This is a genomic window from Stenotrophomonas sp. STEN056 (genome assembly GCF_056759635.1).
The window spans coordinates 113603-136614 of sequence record NZ_JBRRDL010000006.1 but is presented as its reverse complement, the minus strand read 5'-3'; the positions used below and the strand labels follow the sequence as shown (position 1 = coordinate 136614).

The window sequence follows — 23012 nt, the reverse complement described above, 5'->3', positions numbered from 1 at the left end:
GGTCTTGTCCGTCGGCTCCGTCGCTGCGGAAGGGAACCCGGTAAGTCAAAAGCCAAAGCCAAAGCCAAAGCCAAAGCCAAAGCCAAAGCAGCGGCTAAAGCATCCCTTGTGCGCAAGGGAGCGGGTGTAGGCTCAGCTGCCTTCGGCCAACCTCGCCAACTCATCCACCTGGTGCTCATGCTGCAAACGACTCACCAGCGCATCCAGTTCGCCTTCGATGATGTTGGGCAGGTCGTACAGGGTCAGCCCTTCCACGCGGTGATCGGTGATGCGCCCCTGCGGGAAGTTGTAGGTGCGGATGCGTTGGCTGCGATCACCACTGCCCACCTGCAAGCGCCGCGATTCTGCCTGCGCTGCCGCCTGCTTGCTGCGTTCGGCATCCAGCAGCTGTGCCTTCAGTCGCTTCATCGCCTTGTCGCGGTTGGCGTGCTGGCTGCGCTCGGTCTGGCATTCGACCACCACGCCGCTGGGGACGTGGGTAATGCGGATCGCTGACTCGGTCTTGTTGACATGCTGACCGCCGGCACCGGAGGAGCGGAAGGTATCCACCTTCAAATCAGCCGGGTTGATGGCGATGTCTTCCACATCATCGGCTTCGGGAATGATCGCCACGGTCGCTGCCGAGGTATGGATGCGGCCCTGCGATTCGGTGGCGGGCACGCGCTGCACGCGGTGGGTGCCGGACTCGAATTTTAGCCGCGAATACGCGCCGCGGCCGACCACGCGCGCCACCACTTCCTTGTAACCGCCGTGTTCGCCGGGGTTGTCCGATTCGATCTCGACCTTCCAACCCTGGCGCTCGGCATAACGTGCGTACATGCGGAACAGATCGCCAGCGAAGATTGCCGCTTCGTCGCCGCCGGTGCCGGCGCGGACTTCCAGGAACAGGTTGCCTTCGTCGCGCGGGTCGCGCGGCACCAGCAGCAGCGCCAGTTCTTCGTCCAGGGCCTGCAGACGGATCTGGGCGGCGGCGATTTCCTCTTCGGCCAGTTCACGCAGTTCCGGGTCGGCGCGCATTGCTTCAGCCGAGACCAGGTCCGCCTTGGCATGCGCTTCGGCCGCCAGCGCGTTGGCCAGCGGCTCCAGTTGCGAGAACTCGCGGGAGAAATTGCGGAAGCGTTCGTTGTCGGCGACGACGGCCGGGTCGGAAAGCAGGCGTTCCAGTTCTTCGCGGCGCTCGGCCAGGGCCAGCAACTTACGGCGCAGGGTCGGCGTCATCGGTCCTCACTACAGGGTGTTGATACCCGGGGGTTGCCGGGAACAGGCGCTCGGCGGCGCGGGTCAGGTCAGTATCGCCTTCGAGCGCGGCCTGGCGCAGGGCGGCCGTCGGCGGGTGCAGCAGGCGGTTGGTCAGGCCGTGCGCCAATTGCTCAAGCACCTCGTCCGCGTCCTTGCCGTGGGCCAGCTGTTGCCGCGCCTTGGCCAGCAACTCCGCGCGCGAGGCTTCACCAAAGGCCCGCAGCTGGCGGATCGGCGCCTGCAGTTGTGCAGCGCGCAGGTTTTCCAGGTAACGGCCGACCTGCAGGTCGATGATGGCCTCGGCCTCGGCGGCGGCTTCGCGGCGGCTGCGGCGGTTTTCTTCCACGGCCCGCTCCATGTCGTCAACGCTGTACAGGTAGGCGTCGGCCAGCTTGCCCACGCCGGCTTCAATGTCACGCGGCACGGCCAGGTCGAACAGCAGCATCGGCTTGTGCTTGCGCGAACGCAGGGCAGTGGCGACGTGGCTTTCCAGGATCACCGGCTCGCGCGCCGCCGTCGCCGAGAACACCACGTCGGCTTCGCCCAGGTGCCGTTCCAGCTCGCTCAGGGGCAGGGCCACGCCACCGTGCCGGCTGGCCAGGTCCTGCGCATGGGCCAGGGTGCGGTTGGCAATCAGCAAGCGCTTCACCCGCGCTTCGCTCAGGTGCTTGGCCGCCAGCTCGATGGTTTCACCGGCGCCGACCAGCAACACGGTGGATTCATCCATGCGGGCGAACGAGTCCTGCGCCAGCCGCACCGCGGTGGAGGCCACCGAGACCGGGTTGGCGCCCACGCGGGTATCGGTGCGCGCGCGCTTGGCCACCGAGAAGGTCTGCTGGAACAGGCGGTCCAACTGCTGGCCGATGACGCCGCTGTCATGCGCGCGCGCCCAGGCATCCTTCACCTGGCCCAGGATCTGCGGCTCGCCCAGCACCATAGAGTCCAGCCCGGTGGCCACGCGGAACAGGTGGCGCACGGCTTCGCCCTCGCTGTGCTGGTACAGATAGCCCTGCAGGCTGCCGGCGTGGTGTTCCAGCCAGTGGGCCAGGGCCTGGCTGTCCTCGGCCACGGCATACAGCTCGGTGCGGTTGCAGGTGGACAGCAGGACCGCTTCGGCCAGTTGTGGCGCCTGTCGCAACGAATCCATCGCGCGCGGCAGAGCGTCACCGCCAAAGGCAGCACGTTCGCGCAGTTCTACTGGCGCAGTCTGGTGATTCAGTCCGAGCACCCACAGGGTCATCTGTTCAGTTGCTTGCGATAAGCTGCTGGCTGTTGAAGGCCGCCATTTTACGGCCCGGTCGCGCCAGATGCCCGTATTCCATCGCATATGCACCGTTCTGTTGTGTTCCCTGCCGGTTTTCCCGGTGCTGGCCGCCCCTGTTCGGGCCGCCCCGGCGCCCTCGGCGGCTGAAGCGGCAGGCCCCATGACCCCGGTACTGGCCGGGGAATTCTCGCTGCAGGCCGGCAAGTTGGCCGATTCGGCGCGCTGGTATCTGCAGGCCGCGCAGGAGGCCGAGGGCGATGTGGGGCTGGCCGAGCGCGCCACCCGCATTGCCATGCTGGCCGGCGACGATGCCGGCGCCAGCCGGGCGCTTGCGCTGTGGGCACAGCGGGATCCAAATGCCGTGGCGGTCCGCGCAACCCGCGCCTCGCTGGGCATGCGCAAGGGCGACACCCGTCTGGCCCGCCAGGAGTTGCTGGCGGTGCTGCGTTCCTCCGAGCCCCGCGCCTGGCGCTACGCGCTGCTGGCGCTGGCCACCGGCGGGCGTGATCCGGCGGTGCCGGCGCAGGTGCTGGGTGAGCTGGTCGACGCCAATGCCATTCCCGAAGACCTGGAAGCCTGGCAGGAATTCGGCCGGCTGGCGCTGCGCATGGAGCGCCCGGAGCTGGCGCGGCGCATGGTCGGTGAAGTGGTCAGGCGCTTCCCGGACGAACCGCGCGTGGCCCTGCTGCATGCCAGCCAGCTCAACCAGGCCGGCAAGAAGGACGAGGCGCTGGCGTTGCTGAAGAACGTTGAGCCCAAGGCGGCGCAGGACGAAGAACTGCGCAATGCGCTGGCCATCACCTACGACGTGTTCGGGGAGTCGAAGGCGGCCGAGCGCGTGCTGGCCGTCGGTGAGCAGAATCTGCAGACCTGGGGCATGCGTGCCTCGCTGCTGGCCAAGCAGAAGGACGACACCGCCCTGCTGGCGCTGTACCAGGACATCTCGGCCAAGGCCAGCAAGCCGGATCCGGACCAGCGCCTGCTGCTGGGCAAGATTGCCGAGTACCTCAAGCGCTATCAGGAAGCCGTGGACTGGTACCACGGTGTGCCGGGCGGCCCGCAACGCGGGGAGGCGCAGCTGCGTGCGGTCAATGCGCTGCACCTGATGGGCGAAAAGGCACAGGCCAGCACCGAAGTGCACGCCATCCAGGCCGATGCCGCGGTGGACGACGACCTGCGCCGTGATGCCTACCTGCTGGAGGCCGAGCTGCAGCAGCGCGATGACAATACCGAGGCGGAAATGGCGGTGCTGACCCGCGGGCTGGCGGCCTACCCGGACGATGGGGCCTTGTTGTATGCCCGCGCACTGGCCTGGGAGCGCAACGATGACGTGCCGCGCGCCGAGGCTGACCTGCGCAAGATCCTCGTGGCCGAGCCGGAAAACGTGGCCGCGCTCAACGCACTGGGTTACACGCTGGCCGATCGCACCCAGCGTTATCAGGAAGCGCTGGAACTGATCGACCGCGCGCGCGTGGCCGAGCCGGACAACGCGGCCATCGTCGACAGCTATGGCTGGGTGCTCTATCGGCTGGGTCGCAACGAAGAAGCACTGGTACATCTGCGTCGCGCCTGGGGCTTGAACAAGGACCCAGAAATCGCCGCGCATGTCGGTGAAGTGCTGTGGGTACTGGGCCAGAAGGAAGAAGCGCGGCGTTTCTTCGAGGAGGCCCGCAAGCTGGACCCGGACAACCGCGCGCTGCAGCGTGCGATCGAGAAATTTGGCGCATGAAGATAGTGATGTGGCGGGTGCCGCTGGTGGTGTTGGTGGCAGGTGCGCTGGGCGCGTGTACCTCGGTTTCCACCCGGCAGAAGGCGCCGGTGGCGGCAGAAGTGGAGCAGGTTTCCGCACAAGCGCAGGCCGCCGAGCAGGCGCGCCAGGCGGCATTGCGTGCGCAGCCGGAGTGGGCGTTCCAGGGCCGGGTCGCCATCAGCAAGGGCAACAAGGGCGGCAATGGTCGCATTGACTGGCAACAGCAGGATCAGAGCTACCGGATCAGTCTCTCGGCGCCGGTCACCCGGCAGAGTTGGCAACTGACCGGCGGCGCGGGCCAGCAGGCGCGTCTGGAAGGGTTGGAGGGTGGCCCGCGCGGCGGCGACGATGCTGGCCAAGTGTTGTTGCAGGCTACCGGCTGGGAAATCCCTGTCGTGCAATTGCCCGACTGGGTGCGCGGGCTGCCCGCACAGGTGGCAGGCGTGCCTGATCACCAGGGTTTTGATGCCGAAGGCCGCCCGCGCGTACTGCGTCAGCAGGGTTGGCAGGTTGATTACCTGGATTGGTACCCGGCCGAAGCCGGTCGCCCGTCATTGCCGCGTCGCATCGAGGCAGTCAATGGCGATGCCAAGGTGCGGTTGATTGTTGATGAATGGGGCGCGGGCAGCAATGACGGTGGTTGAAATGGCGGGCTGGTCGTACTGGCCTGCGCCGGCAAAGCTGAACCTGTTCCTGCATATCACCGGCCGGCGGCCGGATGGCTATCACGAGCTGCAGACCGTCTTTCGCCTGCTGGACTGGGGCGACCGCATCGGCCTGCGTGTGCGTGAAGACGGCCTGATACGTCGCGATGGGCCGTCGGTGCCGGGCGTCGCCGAGGCGGACGACCTTGTTGTTCGCGCTGCGATTGCCTTGCAAATTGCCGCCAATTGTTCTCAAGGTGCCGATATCCGGGTCGAGAAAAAGATTCCGGCAGGCGGCGGTTTCGGTGGCGGCTCGTCCGATGCCGCCACCGTGCTGGTGGCGCTGAACGCGCTGTGGGGCACCGGCCTGGGCGAGGACGCGCTGGCCGCCATCGGCCTGCAACTGGGTGCCGATGTGCCGGTTTTTGCGCGCGGGCGCAGTGCCTGGGCCGAAGGCGTGGGCGAAAAGCTGCAGGCCATTGACCTGCCACAAGCGTGGTATGTGCTGGTGGATCCGGGTGTTCATGTGCCCACGGCTGAACTTTTTCGCTCCCCGCATTTGACGCGGGATGCCGCGCCCGTGAAAATAGCGGACTTCGCTTCCGGGACCGTCCTCGGAAATGCGTTCGAGCCGGTACTGCGGCGTCGGGAACCAGCCATCGAGGCCGTGTTCCAGGCCCTGTCAGGTATCGGCCGGGCACGGCTCACGGGGTCGGGAAGCGGTTGTTTCGTCGAATTCACCACGCGCGCTGCTGCAGAGCAGGCCCTGGCGAAATTGCCGAAGGAACTGCGGGCATGGGTGGCCGCGGGCGTTGATCGCTCGCCACTGCTTGATGCACTGGATACGACGGGAATTGTTTGATGCAGGGGCGTCGCCAAGAGGCCCAAGGCACCAGGTTTTGATCCTGGCATTCGTAGGTTCGAATCCTACCGCCCCTGCCACTCCTTTCCTGGAGGTTGTAAGCGCAATGGACATGCGCGAACCGCAATACGTGCCACCACTGTCGTAATCCCGATCCTTCCGCTACTCGCCCCCGCCCGAGAGAGCTGTCATGCAAGATTCCCCGAACCTGCTGGTCTTTTCCGGCAACGCCAACAAACACCTTGCGCAGAGCATCTGCAAGGAGCTGGGGGTGAGGCCGGGCAAGGCGCTGGTTTCCAAGTTCTCCGACGGTGAAGTGCAGGTCGAGATCCAGGAAAACGTGCGCAAGCAGGATGTGTTCGTGGTCCAGTCCACGGGCGCCCCGAGTGCTGAAAACCTGATGGAACTGCTGGTGATCATCGACGCGCTCAAGCGCGCGAGCGCCGCTTCCGTCACCGCGGTGGTGCCGTACTTCGGTTATGCCCGCCAGGACCGCCGCATGCGTTCCTCGCGCGTGCCGATCACGGCAAAGGTTGCCGCCAAGATGTTCTCGGCAGTGAATACCGACCAGATCCTCACGGTCGATCTGCACGCCGACCAGATCCAGGGGTTCTTCGACATCCCCGTGGACAATGTGTACGCCTCGCCGCTGCTGCTGGCCGACATCTGGCGCGCCTACGGCACCGACAACCTGATCGTGGTCAGCCCGGACGTTGGCGGCGTGGTACGCGCCCGCGCCGTGGCAAAGCGCCTGGATGATGCCGACCTGGCCATCATCGACAAGCGCCGCCCGCGTGCCAACGTCGCTACGGTGATGAACATCATCGGCGACGTTGAAGGCAAGACCTGCGTGATGGTCGATGACATCGTCGACACCGCCGGCACCCTGTGTGCTGCCGCTGCTGCCCTCAAGGCGCGCGGTGCACTCAAAGTTGCTGCGTACTGCACCCACGCCGTGCTCTCGGGCCCGGCGGTGGACAACTTGAACAACTCCCAGCTCGACGAGCTGGTGGTGACCGACACGATTCCGCTTTCCGAAGTGGCGCGCGTCTGTCCCAAGATCCGCCAGATCAGCGTGGCCGAAATGCTGGCCGAGACGATGCGCCGCATCGCCTTCGGTGAGTCGGTCAGCTCGATGTACGTGGATTGATGCATCCGGTCCCCGGCTTGCCGGGGATCACAACGGGCTCTTCTGGTCGCGGAAGAGTCTTTACGCAGCGCCGCGAGGCGGTGCAACAACCTAGAGTAGTCAACAATGGCAAAGTCCCACGAAATCAAAGTCGCCCGTCGTGACGTGCAAGGTCAGGGTGCGAGCCGCCGCCTGCGTCATGAAGGCGTCGTCCCGGGTATCGTTTACGGCGGTGATAAGGAGCCGGTGAAGGTCCAGTTCAACCACAACGAGATCTGGCTGGCCCAGTTCAACGACTGGTTCTACTCCTCGATCATCGACCTGAACCTCGACGGCACCATCCACAAGGTGCTGCTGCGTGACATGCAGCGTCACCCGTACAAGCAGCTGGTCATGCACCTGGACTTCCAGCGCGTGAACGAAAACGAAGTGCTGCACGCTTCGGTGCCGCTGACCTTCATCAACGAAGACACCTCGCCGGCTGGCAAGGCTGCCGACGTGCTGGTCACCCACGAACTGAAGGAAGTGGCCATCGCCTGCTTGCCGAAGGATCTGCCGCAGTCGATCGAAGTCGACCTGGGCGAGCTGAAGGCTGGCGACATCATCTACCTGTCGGGCCTGAAGCTGCCGGCTGGTGTTGAAATTCCGGCGCTGAAGCTGGGCAAGAGCCACGACGATGCCGTGGTCATCGCCAAGATCGGCGCTGCTGAAGAAGACGAAGCAGCCGCCGAGTAATCGGCATGTTGTGCCCGCCCTCCGGGGCGGGCATGACGGATGCATCTGACAGATGACTGGCTTGCGATTGATCGTCGGTCTGGGCAATCCCGGACCCGAACATGCCCGGACCCGGCACAATGCCGGGTTTCATTTCGTTGAGGCCCTGGCAGAGCGGCAGGGTGCGCGCTGGACGCTTGAAAGCAAGCTGTTCGGTGAAGTTGCCAAGGTCGATATCGGCGGACAGCCGGTGTGGCTGCTCAAGCCGGCCACCTTCATGAATCTTTCCGGCAAATCGGTGACCGCCGCGCAGCGGTTCTGGAAGATCGAGCCGGAGCAGACGCTGCTTGCACACGACGAACTGGACATGCCGCCTGGCGTGGCACGGCTCAAGTTCGATGGCGGCCACGGCGGCCAGAACGGCCTGCGCGACACCATCCGTCTGCTGGGTCACGGAAAATTCCATCGTCTGCGTCTGGGTATTGGCCATCCCGGTCACAAGGACCGCGTGGTGGGCTGGGTGTTGAATCGTCCCTCGCCCCAGGATGCGGTGTTGATGGATCAAGCCATTGATGCAGCCATCGACGTGATGCCGCTGGCAGTGGCAGGTGATTTCAACGAAGCCATGAAGCGGCTGCATACCAGCGGTAAGTAGGGAATGGGGAATGGGGAATCGGAAGGCACGAGATGCCCTCCCATTCCCTATTCCCGATTCTCAATTCCCGAGGGCTGAACCATGGGTATCAAATGCGGCATCGTCGGTCTGCCCAATGTCGGCAAGTCGACCCTGTTCAATGCGTTGACCAAGGCGGGTATCGCCGCGGCCAACTTCCCGTTCTGCACGATCGAGCCGAACACGGGCGTGGTGCCGGTGCCGGACCCGCGCCTTGACGCGCTGGCGGCCATCGTCAAGCCGGAGCGGGTGATCCCGACCACGATGGAATTTGTCGACATCGCCGGTCTGGTTGCCGGTGCATCCAAGGGTGAAGGCCTGGGCAACAAGTTCCTGGCCCACATCCGCGAGACCGACGCCATCGCCCACGTCGTGCGCTGTTTCGAGGACGGCAACGTCATCCACGTGGCCAACAAGGTTGATCCGATTGCCGATATCGAAACCATCGATACCGAGCTGGCGCTGGCTGACCTGGAGTCGGTGTTGAAGGCACTGGACCGCGCCACCCGCGCGGCCAAGGCCAACGACAAGGAAGCGCTGGCGCGCAAGCCGGTGCTGGAGAAGTTGTCGGCGGTGCTGGACCAGGGCCGTTCGGCGCGTTCGGCCGGCCTTGATGCCGAGGAAAAGGCGCTGATCCGGGACATGTTCCTGATCACGCTGAAGCCGCTGATGTACATCGCCAACGTTGCCGAAGACGGCTTCGAGAACAACCCGCTGCTCGACGTGGTGCGCGCACGCGCCGAGGCCGAAGGCGCCGAAGTGGTGCCGGTGTGTGCGGCCATCGAAGAAGAAATGGCGCAGCTGGACGATGCCGACCGCGATGAGTTCCTGAAGGATCTCGGTCTGGAAGAGCCCGGCCTGAACCGTGTGATCCGTGCCGGCTACAAGCTGCTCGGCCTGCAGACCTACTTCACCGCCGGTGTGAAGGAAGTCCGCGCATGGCAGCTGCGCGCCGGTTCCACCGCACCGCAGGCGGCGGGCGTGATCCACACCGATTTCGAGCGTGGCTTCATCCGCGCCGAAACCATCAGCTACGAGGATTTCATCAACCTCAAGGGCGAGCAGGGCGCCAAGGAAGCGGGCCGCCTGCGTCTGGAAGGCAAGGAGTACATCGTCAAGGAAGGCGACGTGCTGCATTTCCGCTTCAACGTCTGATCGCTCCGGCGTCGTTGCTGCACAACAAGGCCCCGCATTGCGGGGCTTTGTTGCATCTGGACGACTGTGGTGTCCGGAAAACCATGCGGATATTCATACCGGCACTGTGGCGCCATTGGAGCCGAATGTGAGTCGCTGGTATCGGTGATCGGCGATGTGGAGTAAATCAGTTGCGCCGATAGGCAGGGTGCACTTGGGGCTCGCAGCTTCTCGTCCAGCCCAACGTTCCGATGCACGATGCCGGCAAGGACCAGGTTGCAGCGTCCCGTTCCGGGGTATCCCGTGGAATGCGCCTGCGGCGCGAAGAGGCCTTGAATCGCACAGCTTGTGCTGTCTCGAATCAACGATTGCGCTGCAAAGAAGATAGGAGCGTGTGGCGCGGTTGGTGAAAAATTGACCAATTTTTGCAATGTGTTGTTCCGACTTGCGTTTTCGTCTTTATCCACATGTTTTCCGCATCCCGCTCCACATCCGTTGTGGAGAAGTGGCTGAAAGCAAAGATCCGTGCCGGATGCAGGCTGATCCGATGCTGGTCAAAAAATGACCAGGCGTTGCAGAGCCTTGGTATGGCTGGCCTGCGGAGGCTTATCCACATCTTTCCCGCACTCCGCTCCACACGGGTTGTGGAGAACGCGATTGTTGGGATTTTCCCGCTGGCAAAGGCGCATCCGAAGGGTGGTGAAAAATTGATCGCCCTCCGTAAGCGCTTACGCGACAAGGGCTGCGGAGGCTTATCCACATGTTTCCCGATGCAGTCTCCACATGCGCTGTGGAGAACCCACGCGGCGATGCGTCCTAGCGGAACAGATCGGATTCCAGACAGAGTGTGATGAGGTCCTGGTCGCTGTGCGTGCCTAGCTTGCGCATGGCGTTGATTTTCTGGGTGCTGACCGTCTTGCTGCTGCGATTGAGCTGCCTGGCGATATCGCTCACATTCTTTCCGCTGATGAACAGACGTATGACCTCGAATTCGCGCGGAGACAATGCGGCGGGGCTTGTGTCCGCCGTCGTTGGCAATGAGCGATACAGGCGCCGCGATCGCAGCGTGGACAAGGCAAGGCGAAGCTCCATAAGGTCGCCGCTTTTTTTCACCACGCCGTTTGCGCCGGCACGGTACATCGCGGCGACCATGGAGGGCGTGGAGATCATTGTCAGGACCAGCACCTTGCAGTGGGGAAAGTGGCGCCGCAGGTAGGAGATGAGTTTGATGCCGTCACCGAGCGGGCCGTCGTCGGGCATGTTGTAGTCACATATCACCAGGTCCGGGGTGAGCGCGGACATCATCTCCACCAGGCTTGCAGGCGACATGGCCTGGCCGATGATCTCGATGCTGGGGTCATCTGCGACCACATCGCGAACACCGGCCAGGACGATGGGGTGGTCATCGGCAATGATGATCTTCATGCGGGGTGGCCTTCAGGCAGGAGGCGGTGGCAAGGGAGCGTCGCTGCGCCGCCACTGGGTGAGTTCGAGGCGGGACAAGGCAGAATCCAGCGCCTGCAGGAAGCGGAGGACAAACTCCGCGCATTCCTCCGGTTCGGCGCCCTTGGCAATGGCGTCCTCGATCAGTGACGCAGCGAAAGCCAGGTGCGTTGCCGACGCAATCACCAAGGCACCACGCATGCGGTGAAGCAACTGCCGCATCAGGTCAAGCCGCTGGAGTTCCAACGCCGCTGCCAGCCGGCGCTGATCATTGCGCATGGAAGGCAGGAATACCTCGCGTACCGCCTCCGGAACCACGATATGGTCGCCATGCTCGCCACTGAAGGTCAGGTTCATTGGCAGGCCTCTCGTGAAGACGGGGGCGTTGGCATGATGCAGGGCGTATTTGGTGCGGCGGCGGCAGATGGCCTGCTGTATGCGCCGGCAACCTGCCATTGCCATGCAGCCTGCCGCTGGAGTGACGGGGGGTGATGCGGAGCCGACGGTGTTTGAGGTTGGGGCCGGCGAGGCACCCGGCTCATGCGGACGCCCCGTCGCGCACGTTGCTCAGTGCCCTGCGCAATGCAGGGATGCTGATCGGTTTGAGTAGATAGTCATTCATGCCCTCGCGCATGCAGCGTGCGCGGTCTTCTTCGGAGGCATCAGCACTGGCGCCAATGATCGGCCCGGTGAAGCCCTGGCTGCGGAGTTGTCGGGTCAAGGTCAGGCCGTCCATTTCGGGCATGTTGAGGTCCGTCAGCACAGCATCGAATTGGTGGGTTGCGCAGTAGGTCAACGCCTCACGTCCATTACGGGCAGCTACCACACTGCATCCCAGCGTTCTGAGTTGCTCTTTCAGGAGCAGCAGATTAATGGGGTTGTCCTCGGCGACCAGCACCCTTAACCCAAGCTCGGTCAGTACCTGTGGCAGTGCAGGTGCAATGGTGGCGGCATGGGTACCCCGCTGCAGATCGGCGACGGCCTGGGCGATGGCGCGGATGCTGAACAATGTGACCGTGAGCTGCTCCGGCCGAGCGGGATCCCGGTTCGGCACCTCGCTTGCTTCGGGTGAGGTGATGACACGCGGGCCGGGCCAGTCGGAGGCCGCTCGATCACGCGGGTCGCTGTCAATGAGGATCGCATCGGGTGCGGTCGGTTCCATGCTGTCGGTGTAGGCAAACGCGGTGGCGCCCCAGCGCTGCAGCCACTGACAGGCGCTTTCCACCAGTTCCGGAATGGACGCACGAACGTAGACGGGAGGGTTGGCCTGCAATTGCGGTGCTGCATCCTGCGTACCCGCCGCGTCGCCGGGGGCGAGCGGCAAGGGCAGTATCACGTTGAAGCTGCTGCCCAGGCCGGGCTCGCTGACCAGCCGCAGCTCACCCTTCATCAGTCGCACCAGGTGGTCGCTGATCGACAGGCCCAGGCCGCTGCCATCGCCGCGTGCCCGGCTTTGGAGCTGGCCAAAGGGCTTGAACAGCCGGGCCTGCTCCGAAGCTGCGATGCCTGCGCCGGTATCAGTGACTTGCCAGCTGATCGACGCAACACCGTCTTGGCAATCCAGCAGGCGTACGCGCAGGAAAATGCGTCCGCTGTCAGTGAATTTGATGGCATTGCTGAGAAGGTTTCCCAGCACCTGGCGGATGCGGTCGGCATCCCCCAGTACCCGCGCAGGCAGCTGCGGATCGGTGCAGACCAGTATCTGCAACTGTTTGCGCAGGGCCGAGTCTGCGTAGGCGCGCAACGTGTTCTCGGCCAGGTCCAGTGGCGAGAATGCGGCCGAAGCCAGTACCAGTTGCCCCGCTTCTATCCGGGTGACATCCAGGGTGTCGCGTATCAGTTGCTGCAGCACCGAGGAGGATTGTTGTATCAGCCGCAGGTACTGCGCCTGTTTGGGATCCAATGGTGTGCGGGCGAGCAGTTCCAGCGTGCCCAGCATTCCATACAGTGGTGTCCGGATTTCATGGCTCAGCGTGGCGACGAAGGTACTCTTTGCTCGGCTGGCCATGTCCGCGGCACTGCGTGCGGCTTCCAGTGCTGAACGCACCTGCTGATGCTGGCTGATGTCATTGAAGACGCACAGCAGCACGTCCTCGTCGTGGTATCGGGTGGTCGCGTGCAGTACCTGCAGTTGCCGGCCGTCATGTGTGGTGAAGTCCACCGGGTTGCCGGCCTGTGCATCCGATGAGCCCAGCAGGTGTCGCCAGCTGCCATCCCAGTCGCCCTTGCCGGTGTCACACCCCAGCCAGTCACGCGCGCATTGGTTGTCCAGCACCACTTCGTTGTCGCGGCAACGCAGGACACAGATGCCGACCGGCGCTATGTCGATGACGGTCGCGCCGAACTCGAAACTTTCCAATAATTGGCGGTGTTGCAGGCGTGCCGGTTGAATCAACTGACGATCCAACCGCCGCATCAATGCCCACAATGTGCCGGCCGCGAGCAGGCATGCCAGCAGCGCGCCCACGAGATGTCCACGGATGTCGCGCAGCAGTTGCATCAGGGGCAGGTGGTAGACCACACGCCAGCCGTCCTGGCCGACGCCCTTGACCAGCGCCAGGCCTTTTGGCAACCCGTGTTCCCAGACCGTGGAGAACGCATCCTTGCGATGCGAGCCCAGCCATCGGGGCGATGGCGGGGAGCCGGCGCCGCTGGAAAGTGCCTGGAGGTCATGGGGGTTGAGCAGGGCCGCGTCTTCGTCCCCGTTGGACTGGATGGCGCGCGTCACGGCATTGGCATCCAGTACCAGCACCAGCCAATTCCGCGTGACAATACTGCCGCCCACGGCGCGATAGAGGTAGAGCGCGGTGTTGTCAGGTGCTGCTGGCACCATCCAGAACACGCCCGTGTTGCCGCGCGTGGGCAGAGCATGTTGCTGCAGCAACGCGGGGTCCAGGGCGGGAAGCACGGCAGTGTCCTGCGAAACCGGAGTGTGCAGCCAGCGCATCGATGGCACGGGATGATCGTTGACGTGCAGTAGTTGCGCGCCGAGGCTGTCCAGGGTCTCTTCGGCCTTTGCCGACAACAGCAGCTGCAGCGGCAGGCCATCGTGGGTGGTGCCCAGCGATATGCGGCGCATGTCGCTGCCGTTGCCCGTGACCGATGCTGCCGGCAGTGCCGGCCATGCCACAACGGAGTCGGCCAGGAATTTCAGCAGGGCTTCGCGTTGATCGAAATAGAGCTGTGCGCGGTAGGCAGCCGCGTTCATGTCGCGGCGGTGCTGCGAAGTGCTTTCGCTCACCTGTGCTGCGAGGTGGAAACCTGCGGCGCCAAGCAGGCAAAGCAGCACGCACACTGAAAGGCAGCGGAGCAGCACGGTGGCTGCTACGGAGGGAGCGTCAACGGCGGGGCGCCGAGGCAGGAGGCGATGCATCGGCGCATGCTAGGTGGCGCATGCTGATGCGCACATCAGCTGATTCCTAATTTTCATGAGGTGAAAATCCTGCGCTGGCCGCTCTGGTTTTCTCAATGGACAAAGCCCGCCATGCGGCGGGCTTTGTGGGTGAAAGGCCGAGCGGGGCAGGGGTTACAACGCGCTGCCACCGAACTTGTGGGTGTATTGCAGGTTGATCTGCCGGCCAACACTGTCGAACCAGGAAATGTCGTAGTACGGGTAGGACGTGTAGGTCGGATCCTTGGGCGGCATCTTGTTGAAGATGTTGGCGACCGAGAGCGTCAGGCGTGAGTGCTCGTCGAAGCGGTACTGGACCGATGCGTTGTAGCGATAGGTGGCGCGGATGTAGGGGCCCGGATCGCCGTCTTCCCAGATCTGATCATAGGACCAGCCATTGGGCAGCTTCCCAAGACGTTGGCCGTAGACGGTAGCCGCCCAGGCGTCCTTTTCCCAACTGATGCTGGCGCTGCTTTTTGTGCGGGGAATATCGAAGCCGCTGTTGACCTCGAACTGGTCCTTCACCACATCGCCCGCATATTGCTGGAAGTCATGCTTCCTTACCCAGGTGTGCGTTCCGCTGAAGGTGAACTGCCCAATGCCGGTGATCAGACGGTAGCGCACGGCGACATCAAGGCCCTCCGTGGACTCCTTGGCAATATTGATGGGGTTGACGTGAACGCCATACAGCGAGCCATTGCTGCTGCGGGTAACGCGTGCGAGAGCATCCACGCAGGTAGGCGAGGCGGCATCCAGGTTGCCGAGTCTGCAGGCGGCCTCGTCGCGAAGGATCTGATCGGTACTCATATCCTGAACCTGATCGCGCATGTCGATGTTGAACCAGTCGGCGGAGATATCCAGGCCATCCATCGGCGACCAGACGATACCGGCGGTCCATGACGTACTGGTCTCCGGGTCGAGGTTGCGATTGCCTTCACGGCTGCGGATCAATCCGGTTTCGTAGTCGGCCGGTGATTCGTCCGGATCGGTGCTTTGCGCATAGGCGTAGTAATCGTTGCCCGTGGTCTCGTCATTGCCCGGGCCGGAGTACACATAGTGGAGATCCGGCGCGCGGAAGGCCGTGCCATAGGAGCCACGAAGCAGCAGCGAAGCAATGGGGCGCCATTCGATACCGCTGCTCCATGTGGCTTTACCGATGCTGTTGCCGGAATAGCGGTACTGGTCGTAGCGACCGGCCACGCTCAAGTTCAGTGTTTCATGCAGTGGCAGGCGCAGTTCCGCAGCGCCCGCCCAGCGGTTGCGGCTGCCTTCGCCGTCGGAGTCCTTCCAGCTGTAGTAGTAATACTCCTTGGCCAGCGGATCCGGGTTCAGTGCGTACGATTGGCGGCCCAGCTCGACCGTGCCAGCAAAGCCGGCATCGCCGCCGGGAAGGGTGAACAGGTCACCCTTGCTGACGGTAAGCGACAGCGTGCCGGTTTCGGATTTCGGGGTGTACACGGAGCGCGCGGCAATGGAGTCGTATTCCGCGCGCGTGAGTGGGCGGTACAGGCGATCCGGGTCGGCGTTGTAGATGGGGAACCCATCGCCGTCTACGCCAAGCTGTGGGCCGAGGAAAAGCGCATTGGCTTTGGCGGCGATGATCTGCGGCCAGCTGATCTTTGAACGGTACTGCGAGTAACTCAGTGCAGCCTCGTAGCCCCAGCTGTCGGCCCAGGTTCCCTTGAGGCCGGTAGTCACGCCCAGGGTTTTCTGGGTGCTCTTGACCATTCCATTGTTCAGCCCACCCATTTCTTCCGGCGAGAACTGGCGCTGCCAGAACTCCACCTGGTCAGTGGCCTGGTTGAAGAAATAGCCGTCCTCATTGCCATCGGCGGCCATGTGGCTCCATGAGGTGACGTCGTTGAACAGGGCTATGTCGTGGTAGCCCATCTGCACATCGGCAAACCATTCACTGCCATTGTCGAAGGCATAGCTCAGGGAGGCGAACCCGTTTATTCCGCGGCGCTTGCTGATGATGGTGCCGTAACCGATGGCTTCGTCGCTGCCGCAGTAGTAGCCGTCCGTCGCGTCTTTCGTAACCGGGTCCTCCGGGCCCCAGCCGGGGCGGGCAGCGTAGTAGGTGCTGTTGCCGTTCTGCCCCGCCAGCCTGTCGCAGGCAGCTTTACCTGGATCCAGGTACTCATCGCTCCAGTTGGTGCGCAGGTAGTTGCGACGGGCAATGCGATAGCGATCACTCGGTGCATCCTTGCTCGAATCCTGGATGCCGCGTTGGTACGCCCACAACGGTGTCTGTGATTGCAGCTCGATGCTGTAGACGCCGCTCAGCCGGCCTTTCTCGAAGCCGCTGACCATGCTGATGTCGAACGATTCGCCACCGCCTTCGGTGGTGGTGCCAACGCGTGCGTCAACCGTGGTGCCGTCGGCGCTCTTCTTCAGTATGAAATTCACCACGCCGGAGATCGCATCCGAGCCGTAGATGGCTGAAGCACTGCCGGTGAGCACTTCGATGCGATCAATCATGCCCAACGGAATGTTGGAGATGTCCGTGAAATTGCTGCGGCCCTTGAATGGCATCGGGAAGTCGGCGATGCGGCGTCCATTCACCAGCACCAGCGTGTGATTGGGGCCGAGCCCACGCAGATCCACCTGCTGGGCGCCGGGTGAAAAGTCCGCGCCGCTGGAGGACTGCTGGCTCTGCGTTTCGCCGCCGTTCTGGGTCATGGCGCGGAGTACATCCGGAATGCTGGTGAAGCCGGCGGACGTGATCTGCTCCGCCGTCACCACCGTGATCGGCGCCGGCCCTTCAACCTGTGCACGGGGAATACGCGAGCCGGTGACCTGCACGGTATCCAGTTGTTGGGGCTGGCCTCCTGATGCGGTCTGGGCCAGAACGGGGGCAGACATGGCCAACAGGGCCAGCTGGATTGAACACACCACTGCGCGTTTACGCATGAATCAGCTCTCTGATGAAAAGTGTTCTGGAAATTCCCGATCCAGCGCCTCAGTAGGTGCCGGTTATCCCAGTCAGAAAATCTGAATGGGTTGGCCGCATCTAACACCTTTTTTACATCCTTGACCACTGCCGAAAAGTCTGGCATTTGGGCTGCAAGCGATTACATCAGCGGGCTGGAAAGTGTGATGAAACGTAAGAATTCCCGGCGTGGCCGATGGTTTCTTTTGGCACTAATTGCGGGTGTGGCCAGTGCTGCAGTTGCACAGGACACGGACACGCTCTCTCGCGCCGGTTATCGCTACTACGAGATCGGCAAACTGGACGCGCCGCGCCCCGGCAAGACCGAGGCCGCGATGCTGCTGATGGGCGGCGGTGACTTTGCCCCGGAGGCTTTCCGTTGGTGGGTGGAACGTGCCGGCAACGGGCGTGTGGTGGTCCTGCGCGCGTCCGGTGCCGATGATCTGCAGAACGAGATCTATCACGACATCGGTGGCGTCACCGCAGTGCAGACGTTGGTATTCGACAACCGCAAGGCTGCCGATGACCCGGACGTACTGCGCGTGGTGCGCGGTGCCGATGCCATCTTCATCGCAGGCGGCGACCAGGCGCGCTACATCCGTTTCTGGAAAGGCACGGCGCTCAACACGGCCTTGAACGAGCACATTCGTGCCGGCAAGCCGATTGGTGGCACCAGTGCAGGCCTGGCAATTCTCGGTCGCCATGCCTATGGGGCGCTGGATGGCGGCAGTGTTGATTCGCTCACCGCCATGAATGACCCGATGGGCAGCGAGGTCACCATGGACAAGGGCTTTTTGAACATGCCTTACCTGTCCAACGTGGTCACGGACACGCATTTCGCCAGGCGCGACCGACTGGGGCGTCTGATCGTATTCGTGGCCCGCGCCGCGCAGGAGGAAGGCCAAAGCGACATCATCGGCATCGGCGTGGATGAAGACACCGCCTTGTGCGTGGAAGCCGACGGGCGCGGGCGCGTCTATTCCTTGAACGACGGCTACGCATGGCTGGTGATGCCGCGTCATGAGGCCGGGCGTTTGAATCCTGGTGCACCACTGGACTTCGGGGCGATCCCGGTGACCGGCGTGGGGCAGGGCAGTCGCCTGCACCTGGATGGTTTCAAGGTCGACAACGCTGCTTTCACCGCCGTGGCAAGTGTGGTGGATGGCGAGCTGCAGTTGCGGCCGCACTGAGCGGCCTGCAGGCGGAGCGTGACCGGAAGGGGCTTCGGCCCCTTTTTCGTGCCTGTCTGTTCAGCCTGTCGATGGGATGCCTAGAATCGGCTTCCTTTCCGGAGTGAAGAAACATGAAGCTGACTTCTGCGGTACTGCTGGGCCTGGCGTCGTTGTCTTCAGGGGTTGCGATGGCCGCATCCTCCCCCTTGCTGGTCATCCACGGCGGTGCAGGCGTGGAGCGCAAGGACTTCAGCCCGGAGGAAGAGCGCGCCGCGCGCACGGCACTGGCCGAGGCGCTGCGCAAAGGGCACCAGGCGCTGATGGCCGGAAAGCCGGCGATGGATGCGGTAACCGCCGCCATCACCGTGCTGGAGGACGATCCCACTTTCAACGCCGGCCGCGGTGCGGTGTTCACCCACGATGGCAAGAATGAACTGGACGCCTCGTTGATGGACGGTGCCACCTTGCGCGCGGGCGCAGTGGCAGGCGTGCATACGGTGAAGAACCCCATCCTGCTGGCGCGCGCGGTGATGGAGCATTCCCCGCACGTGATGATGGTGGGAGAGGGCGCGGAGATGTTCGCGAGCGAGCAGAAGATTCCGCTGGTCGATCCTTCCTACTTCCGCACGGACAAGCGCTGGCAGCAGCTGCAGCGTGCATTGAAGGAGGAGGCCAATGGCCAGGCGCACGCCGATCTGGAAACCGCAAAGCACTTCGGCACCGTCGGCGCGGTGGCGCTGGATGCCGAGGGCAAGCTGGCCGCGGGTACCTCGACCGGCGGCATGACCAACAAGCGCTACGGCCGCGTCGGCGACTCGCCGATCATCGGCGCCGGCACCTATGCCAATGCGCGCTGCGCGGTGTCCGGCACGGGCTGGGGGGAGTTCTACATCCGCCTGGCAGTGGCGCATGAGATCTGCGCACGCATGCAATACCTGGGAGAAACCGCAGCGCAGGCCGGTGAGGAAGTCATTGGCAAGCGCGTGCCGGCGTTGGGCGGTGATGGCGGCGCCATCGTGCTTTCAGCAGACGGCAGCGCAGCGACTCCCTTCAATGCCGAGGGCATGTATCGCGGCTGGATCGGTGCCGACGGCGTGCCGCACGTTGCCATTTTCGACAGCGAAAAGCTGGCGATGCCGAAGGAGTGATGGCTGCGCCGAGCGTGGACGGAAATATTTCATCAGATGTGAAGATTTCTGTTGACAGCATCGGCGTTCATCACCAGAATAGCGCGCTCTCCCACCCCTGACCGTTTAGGCCAAGGTCCTCAAAAAGGGGTGGAGCGGAGGGATACCCAAGCGGCCAACGGGGGCAGACTGTAAATCTGCTGGCTTACGCCTTCGGTGGTTCGAATCCACCTCCCTCCACCAGTTTCAATGTTGTGATGTGTGTTCCCGGTGCGGGAGTAGTTCAACGGTAGAACCTCAGCCTTCCAAGCTGATGGTGCGGGTTCGATTCCCGTCTCCCGCTCCATTGAACGATTCTGAAAACATGTCATAATAGAAAACTCGCTCACGTAGCTCAGTCGGTAGAGCACCTCCTTGGTAAGGAGGAGGTCGAAGGTTCGATTCCTTTCGTGAGCACCATCTTGCCGATAGCGCCATAACCAACCTGTTACCGAGAAGAAGCAGCCATGTCCAAGGGTAAGTTCGAACGTACCAAGCCGCACGTCAACGTCGGCACCATCGGCCACGTCGACCATGGCAAGACCACGCTGACCGCCGCACTGACCAAGATCGGTGCCGAGCGCTTCGGTGGCGAGTTCAAGGATTACTCCTCGATCGACGCCGCGCCGGAAGAAAAGGCGCGTGGTATCACGATCTCGACCGCACACGTTGAGTACGAATCCGACACCCGTCACTACGCCCACGTGGATTGCCCGGGCCATGCTGACTACGTCAAGAACATGATCACCGGCGCTGCGCAGATGGACGGCGCGATCCTGGTGTGCTCGGCCGCTGACGGCCCGATGCCGCAGACCCGTGAGCACATCCTGCTGTCGCGTCAGGTCGGCGTGCCGTACATCGTCGTGTTCCTGAACAAGGCCGACATGGTGGACGACGCCGAGCTGCTGGAACTGGTTGAAATGGAAGTCCGCGAGCTGCTGAGCAAGTACGACTTCCCGGGCGACGACACCCCGATCATCTCGGGCTCGGCTCGCATGGCGCTGGAAGGCGACCAGAGCGAAATCGGCGTGCCGGCCATCCTGAAGCTGGTCGACGCCCTGGACAGCTGGATCCCGACGCCGGAGCGCGACGTGGACAAGCCGTTCCTGATGCCGGTGGAAGACGTGTTCTCGATCTCGGGCCGCGGCACCGTGGTGACCGGCCGTATCGAGCGCGGCGTGATCAAGGTCGGCGAAGAAATCGAAATCGTCGGTATCCGTCCGGTCCAGAAGACCACCGTCACCGGCGTGGAAATGTTCCGCAAGCTGCTGGACCAGGGTCAGGCAGGTGACAACGCCGGTCTGCTGCTGCGCGGCACCAAGCGTGACGACGTCGAGCGTGGCCAGGTGCTGGCCAAGCCGGGTTCGATCAAGCCGCACACCCAGTTCGACGCCGAAGTGTACGTGCTGTCGAAGGACGAGGGCGGCCGTCACACCCCGTTCTTCAAGGGCTACCGTCCGCAGTTCTACTTCCGTACCACCGACATCACGGGTGCGGTTGAGCTGCCGGAAGGCGTTGAGATGGTGATGCCGGGCGACAACGTGAAGATGGCTGTCACCCTGATCAACCCGGTGGCAATGGACGAAGGTCTGCGCTTCGCCATCCGTGAAGGCGGTCGTACCGTCGGCGCCGGTGTCGTTTCCAAGATCATCGCGTAATTTTGTAATGCCGGCGGTTGCATAGTGCCGCTGGTCTTGCGAATGGCGGGCCGGGAACCTCGGTCCGCCTTCGCCGTCTAAGGGAAGGCAGGTTTTTTCAGTACGCCAGTAGCTCAATTGGCAGAGCAGCGGTCTCCAAAACCGCAGGTTGGGGGTTCGAGTCCCTCCTGGCGTGCCACTTGCAACTCCCTATCCAGTGACCTTGGTCGCACCAGCAGCAAGAGCCGGATGAACAGCAAGATCGACCACTCCAAGTCCGCCGCTTCCGGTGGCGATATCGTCAAGTACATCAGTGCTGCATTACTGGTGCTGGCGGGTTTGTTCGTGTGGTTCTGGTTCGCCGATCCGATCCGCTCGACCCAGTTGGGTACATGGTCCGGCCAGCTGCGTGCTTTGGCTGTCGTCGTGGGCCTGGTTGCTGCAGGCGGCGTGTTCATGCTGAGCACGAAGGGCCGTCAGACGCTCGAGTTTCTTTCAGAATCCCGTTTTGAACTGCGCAAGGTCGTTTGGCCGACCCGCCAGGAAGCCATCCGTATGACGTGGGTGGTGGTCGTGGTGGTGATCGTGTTGAGCCTGCTCTTGGGTGGTTTCGATTTCGTGATCCAGAAGCTGACCCAGTGGTTCCTGGGTCGTTGAGGAGTTAACAGTGAAGCGTTGGTACGTCGTTCACGCCTATTCAGGTTTTGAGAAGTCGGTGGCGCAGGCATTGCGTGATCGCATCGCGCGTGACGAAATGCAGGAGCTTTTCGGCGACGTGCTGGTTCCCACGGAAGAAGTGGTAGAGATGCGCGCCGGCCAGAAGCGCCGTTCCGAGCGCAAGTTCTTCCCGGGCTATGTTCTGGTTCAGATCGAAACTCACGAAGAAGCCGGCATTCCGCGTATCGATAACGAAAGCTGGCACCTTGTGAAGGAAACCCCGAAGGTCATGGGTTTCATCGGTGGCACTGCCGATCGTCCGTTGCCGATTCGCGACGAGGAAGCTGCTGCGATCCTGGACCGCGTTCAGGAAGGTGTCGAGAAGCCGCGTCCGAAGGTGCTGTTCGAGCCGGGTCAAATGGTTCGCGTCACCGAGGGTCCGTTCAACGATTTCAATGGCGTTGTGGAAGAAGTCAACTACGAGAAGAGCCGCGTGCGCGTCTCGGTGTTGATCTTCGGTCGCGCCACCCCGGTCGAGCTGGAGTTCGGCCAGGTCGAAAAGGCGGTCTGATTCCGCCCGCGCCCTGCCTGTTCAGGCAGGCGCTGAAAAAACTGCTAGAATTGCCGGCTCCCTGTCTTGGGGGTTTGATCAAAGGCTGCCGAGAGGTGGCCTTTGGTGCGATTCAAGGATTTCAAAGCGCGATGCCGGGACGCGTGATTCCCGGTCCGATGGGGAGCCTGTTGTCGCAAGGCGCTAGCACCCGGAGAGCACTCAAATGGCAAAGAAAGTTGTCGGTTACATCAAGCTGCAGGTGAAGGCCGGTCAGGCCAACCCCTCGCCGCCGGTCGGTCCTGCGCTGGGTCAGCGCGGTCTGAACATCATGGAATTCTGCAAGGCGTTCAATGCTGCCACGCAGAAGCTGGAGCCGGGCCTGCCGGTGCCGGTGATCATCACGGCCTATTCGGACCGTACGTTCACCTTCATCACCAAGAGCACCCCGGCCACCGTGCTGCTCAAGAAGGCCGCAGGCATCACCTCCGGTTCCAAGCGCCCGAACACCGACAAGGTGGGCAAGGTCACCCGCAAGCAGCTTGAAGAAATCTGCAAGGCGAAGGAGCCGGATCTGACGGCTGCTGACCTGGACGCCGCCGTGCGTACGATCGCGGGCTCTGCCCGTTCCATGGGCCTGGTGGTAGAGGGTTAA

At 63.1% G+C, this 23012-nt stretch carries 19 protein-coding genes and 5 tRNA genes; 18 read left to right on the top strand and 6 right to left on the bottom strand.

The features are described from left to right. Positions 1–132: 132 nt before the first annotated feature. Positions 133–1218 (bottom strand): peptide chain release factor 1, encoded by a 1086-nt coding sequence (prfA, locus tag ACVOLO_RS05805; RefSeq protein ID WP_481569315.1) that lies wholly within the window; start codon positions 1216–1218, stop codon positions 133–135. Further along, a complete protein-coding gene (hemA, locus tag ACVOLO_RS05800; RefSeq protein ID WP_481569314.1) occupies positions 1196–2479 on the bottom strand; it encodes a glutamyl-tRNA reductase in 1284 nt (427 codons plus the stop codon). The genes prfA and hemA overlap by 23 nt, the downstream gene beginning before the upstream one ends. 67 nt (positions 2480–2546) lie before the next feature. On the opposite strand from hemA, the gene ACVOLO_RS05795 reads away from it, so the two are divergent. The 8 genes from ACVOLO_RS05795 (at position 2547) to ychF (ending at position 9430) form a co-directional block, all read left to right on the top strand. After that, entirely contained in the window at positions 2547–4232 is a 1686-nt protein-coding gene (locus ACVOLO_RS05795; protein WP_481569313.1) for a tetratricopeptide repeat protein, read from the top strand. Next, the gene (gene lolB, locus ACVOLO_RS05790) at positions 4229–4897 is read left to right on the top strand and encodes a lipoprotein insertase outer membrane protein LolB (RefSeq protein ID WP_481569312.1); all 669 of its coding nucleotides are present in this window, start codon (positions 4229–4231) and stop codon (positions 4895–4897) included. The genes ACVOLO_RS05795 and lolB overlap by 4 nt, the downstream gene beginning before the upstream one ends. Then, positions 4884–5759 (top strand): 4-(cytidine 5'-diphospho)-2-C-methyl-D-erythritol kinase, encoded by an 876-nt coding sequence (ispE, locus tag ACVOLO_RS05785; RefSeq protein WP_481569311.1) that lies wholly within the window; start codon positions 4884–4886, stop codon positions 5757–5759. The genes lolB and ispE overlap by 14 nt, the downstream gene beginning before the upstream one ends. Positions 5760–5762: 3 nt before the next feature. Next, positions 5763–5839: transfer RNA gene (locus ACVOLO_RS05780), tRNA-Gln, on the top strand. Between the two features lie 110 nt (positions 5840–5949). Continuing rightward, positions 5950–6909: a ribose-phosphate diphosphokinase gene (locus ACVOLO_RS05775; RefSeq protein WP_449465937.1), complete on the top strand. Its 960-nt coding sequence runs from the start codon at positions 5950–5952 to the stop codon at positions 6907–6909. A 105-nt stretch (positions 6910–7014) separates the two neighbouring features. Further along, positions 7015–7623: a 50S ribosomal protein L25/general stress protein Ctc gene (locus ACVOLO_RS05770; protein ID WP_481569310.1), complete on the top strand. Its 609-nt coding sequence runs from the start codon at positions 7015–7017 to the stop codon at positions 7621–7623. A 52-nt stretch (positions 7624–7675) separates the two neighbouring features. Continuing rightward, positions 7676–8257, top strand: a complete 582-nt coding sequence (gene pth, locus ACVOLO_RS05765; RefSeq protein WP_481569309.1) for an aminoacyl-tRNA hydrolase — start codon at positions 7676–7678, stop codon at positions 8255–8257. 81 nt (positions 8258–8338) lie between these two features. Then, on the top strand, positions 8339–9430 hold the full coding sequence (gene ychF / locus ACVOLO_RS05760; protein WP_481569308.1) for a redox-regulated ATPase YchF: 1092 nt from the start codon (positions 8339–8341) through the stop codon (positions 9428–9430). A 795-nt stretch (positions 9431–10225) separates the two neighbouring features. Here ychF and ACVOLO_RS05755 read toward each other — a convergent pair. The 4 genes from ACVOLO_RS05755 to ACVOLO_RS05740 form a co-directional block, all read right to left on the bottom strand. Then, positions 10226–10834: a response regulator gene (locus tag ACVOLO_RS05755; protein ID WP_481569307.1), complete on the bottom strand. Its 609-nt coding sequence runs from the start codon at positions 10832–10834 to the stop codon at positions 10226–10228. A gap of 12 nt (positions 10835–10846) precedes the next feature. Beyond that, the gene (locus tag ACVOLO_RS05750; protein WP_481569306.1) at positions 10847–11209 is read right to left on the bottom strand and encodes an Hpt domain-containing protein; all 363 of its coding nucleotides are present in this window, start codon (positions 11207–11209) and stop codon (positions 10847–10849) included. Positions 11210–11390: 181 nt separating this feature from the next. Beyond that, positions 11391–14093 (bottom strand): response regulator, encoded by a 2703-nt coding sequence (locus tag ACVOLO_RS05745; protein WP_481569305.1) that lies wholly within the window; start codon positions 14091–14093, stop codon positions 11391–11393. Between the two features lie 285 nt (positions 14094–14378). After that, the gene (locus ACVOLO_RS05740; RefSeq protein ID WP_481569304.1) at positions 14379–17156 is read right to left on the bottom strand and encodes a TonB-dependent receptor plug domain-containing protein; all 2778 of its coding nucleotides are present in this window, start codon (positions 17154–17156) and stop codon (positions 14379–14381) included. A 186-nt stretch (positions 17157–17342) separates the two neighbouring features. On the opposite strand from ACVOLO_RS05740, the gene ACVOLO_RS05735 reads away from it, so the two are divergent. From ACVOLO_RS05735 to rplK, 10 genes are all read left to right on the top strand, one after another. Continuing rightward, a complete protein-coding gene (locus tag ACVOLO_RS05735; protein WP_481569303.1) occupies positions 17343–18365 on the top strand; it encodes a cyanophycinase in 1023 nt (340 codons plus the stop codon). A 113-nt stretch (positions 18366–18478) separates the two neighbouring features. Continuing rightward, positions 18479–19495 (top strand): isoaspartyl peptidase/L-asparaginase family protein, encoded by a 1017-nt coding sequence (locus ACVOLO_RS05730; protein ID WP_481569302.1) that lies wholly within the window; start codon positions 18479–18481, stop codon positions 19493–19495. 136 nt (positions 19496–19631) lie between these two features. Continuing rightward, positions 19632–19717: transfer RNA gene (locus ACVOLO_RS05725), tRNA-Tyr, on the top strand. Positions 19718–19746: 29 nt separating this feature from the next. After that, positions 19747–19820 (top strand) — tRNA-Gly (locus tag ACVOLO_RS05720). Positions 19821–19857: 37 nt separating this feature from the next. Further along, positions 19858–19933 (top strand) — tRNA-Thr (locus ACVOLO_RS05715). Positions 19934–19980: 47 nt separating this feature from the next. Further along, entirely contained in the window at positions 19981–21171 is a 1191-nt protein-coding gene (tuf, locus tag ACVOLO_RS05710) for an elongation factor Tu (RefSeq protein WP_481569293.1), read from the top strand. Between the two features lie 102 nt (positions 21172–21273). After that, a tRNA-Trp gene (locus tag ACVOLO_RS05705) sits at positions 21274–21349 on the top strand. Positions 21350–21399: 50 nt separating this feature from the next. Further along, positions 21400–21807, top strand: coding sequence for a preprotein translocase subunit SecE (secE, locus tag ACVOLO_RS05700; protein WP_481569301.1), 408 nt, complete (start codon positions 21400–21402; stop codon positions 21805–21807). Positions 21808–21817: 10 nt separating this feature from the next. After that, positions 21818–22378, top strand: coding sequence for a transcription termination/antitermination protein NusG (gene nusG / locus ACVOLO_RS05695; protein ID WP_481569300.1), 561 nt, complete (start codon positions 21818–21820; stop codon positions 22376–22378). A gap of 205 nt (positions 22379–22583) precedes the next feature. Further along, entirely contained in the window at positions 22584–23012 is a 429-nt protein-coding gene (gene rplK, locus ACVOLO_RS05690) for a 50S ribosomal protein L11 (protein WP_055767456.1), read from the top strand.

What these genes read in the sequence shown, in the direction of transcription:
- prfA (WP_481569315.1), bottom strand. Translation starts at nt 1,218, where the DNA reads ATGACGCCGACCCTGCGCCGTAAGTTGCTGGCCCTGGCCGAGCGCCGC.
- hemA (WP_481569314.1), bottom strand. Translation starts at nt 2,479, where the DNA reads ATGACCCTGTGGGTGCTCGGACTGAATCACCAGACTGCGCCAGTAGAA.
- ACVOLO_RS05795 (WP_481569313.1), top strand. Translation starts at nt 2,547, where the DNA reads ATGCCCGTATTCCATCGCATATGCACCGTTCTGTTGTGTTCCCTGCCG.
- lolB (WP_481569312.1), top strand. Translation starts at nt 4,229, where the DNA reads ATGAAGATAGTGATGTGGCGGGTGCCGCTGGTGGTGTTGGTGGCAGGT.
- ispE (WP_481569311.1), top strand. Translation starts at nt 4,884, where the DNA reads ATGACGGTGGTTGAAATGGCGGGCTGGTCGTACTGGCCTGCGCCGGCA.
- ACVOLO_RS05775 (WP_449465937.1), top strand. Translation starts at nt 5,950, where the DNA reads ATGCAAGATTCCCCGAACCTGCTGGTCTTTTCCGGCAACGCCAACAAA.
- ACVOLO_RS05770 (WP_481569310.1), top strand. Translation starts at nt 7,015, where the DNA reads ATGGCAAAGTCCCACGAAATCAAAGTCGCCCGTCGTGACGTGCAAGGT.
- pth (WP_481569309.1), top strand. Translation starts at nt 7,676, where the DNA reads ATGACTGGCTTGCGATTGATCGTCGGTCTGGGCAATCCCGGACCCGAA.
- ychF (WP_481569308.1), top strand. Translation starts at nt 8,339, where the DNA reads ATGGGTATCAAATGCGGCATCGTCGGTCTGCCCAATGTCGGCAAGTCG.
- ACVOLO_RS05755 (WP_481569307.1), bottom strand. Translation starts at nt 10,834, where the DNA reads ATGAAGATCATCATTGCCGATGACCACCCCATCGTCCTGGCCGGTGTT.
- ACVOLO_RS05750 (WP_481569306.1), bottom strand. Translation starts at nt 11,209, where the DNA reads ATGAACCTGACCTTCAGTGGCGAGCATGGCGACCATATCGTGGTTCCG.
- ACVOLO_RS05740 (WP_481569304.1), bottom strand. Translation starts at nt 17,156, where the DNA reads ATGCGTAAACGCGCAGTGGTGTGTTCAATCCAGCTGGCCCTGTTGGCC.
- ACVOLO_RS05735 (WP_481569303.1), top strand. Translation starts at nt 17,343, where the DNA reads ATGAAACGTAAGAATTCCCGGCGTGGCCGATGGTTTCTTTTGGCACTA.
- ACVOLO_RS05730 (WP_481569302.1), top strand. Translation starts at nt 18,479, where the DNA reads ATGAAGCTGACTTCTGCGGTACTGCTGGGCCTGGCGTCGTTGTCTTCA.
- tuf (WP_481569293.1), top strand. Translation starts at nt 19,981, where the DNA reads ATGTCCAAGGGTAAGTTCGAACGTACCAAGCCGCACGTCAACGTCGGC.
- secE (WP_481569301.1), top strand. Translation starts at nt 21,400, where the DNA reads ATGAACAGCAAGATCGACCACTCCAAGTCCGCCGCTTCCGGTGGCGAT.
- rplK (WP_055767456.1), top strand. Translation starts at nt 22,584, where the DNA reads ATGGCAAAGAAAGTTGTCGGTTACATCAAGCTGCAGGTGAAGGCCGGT.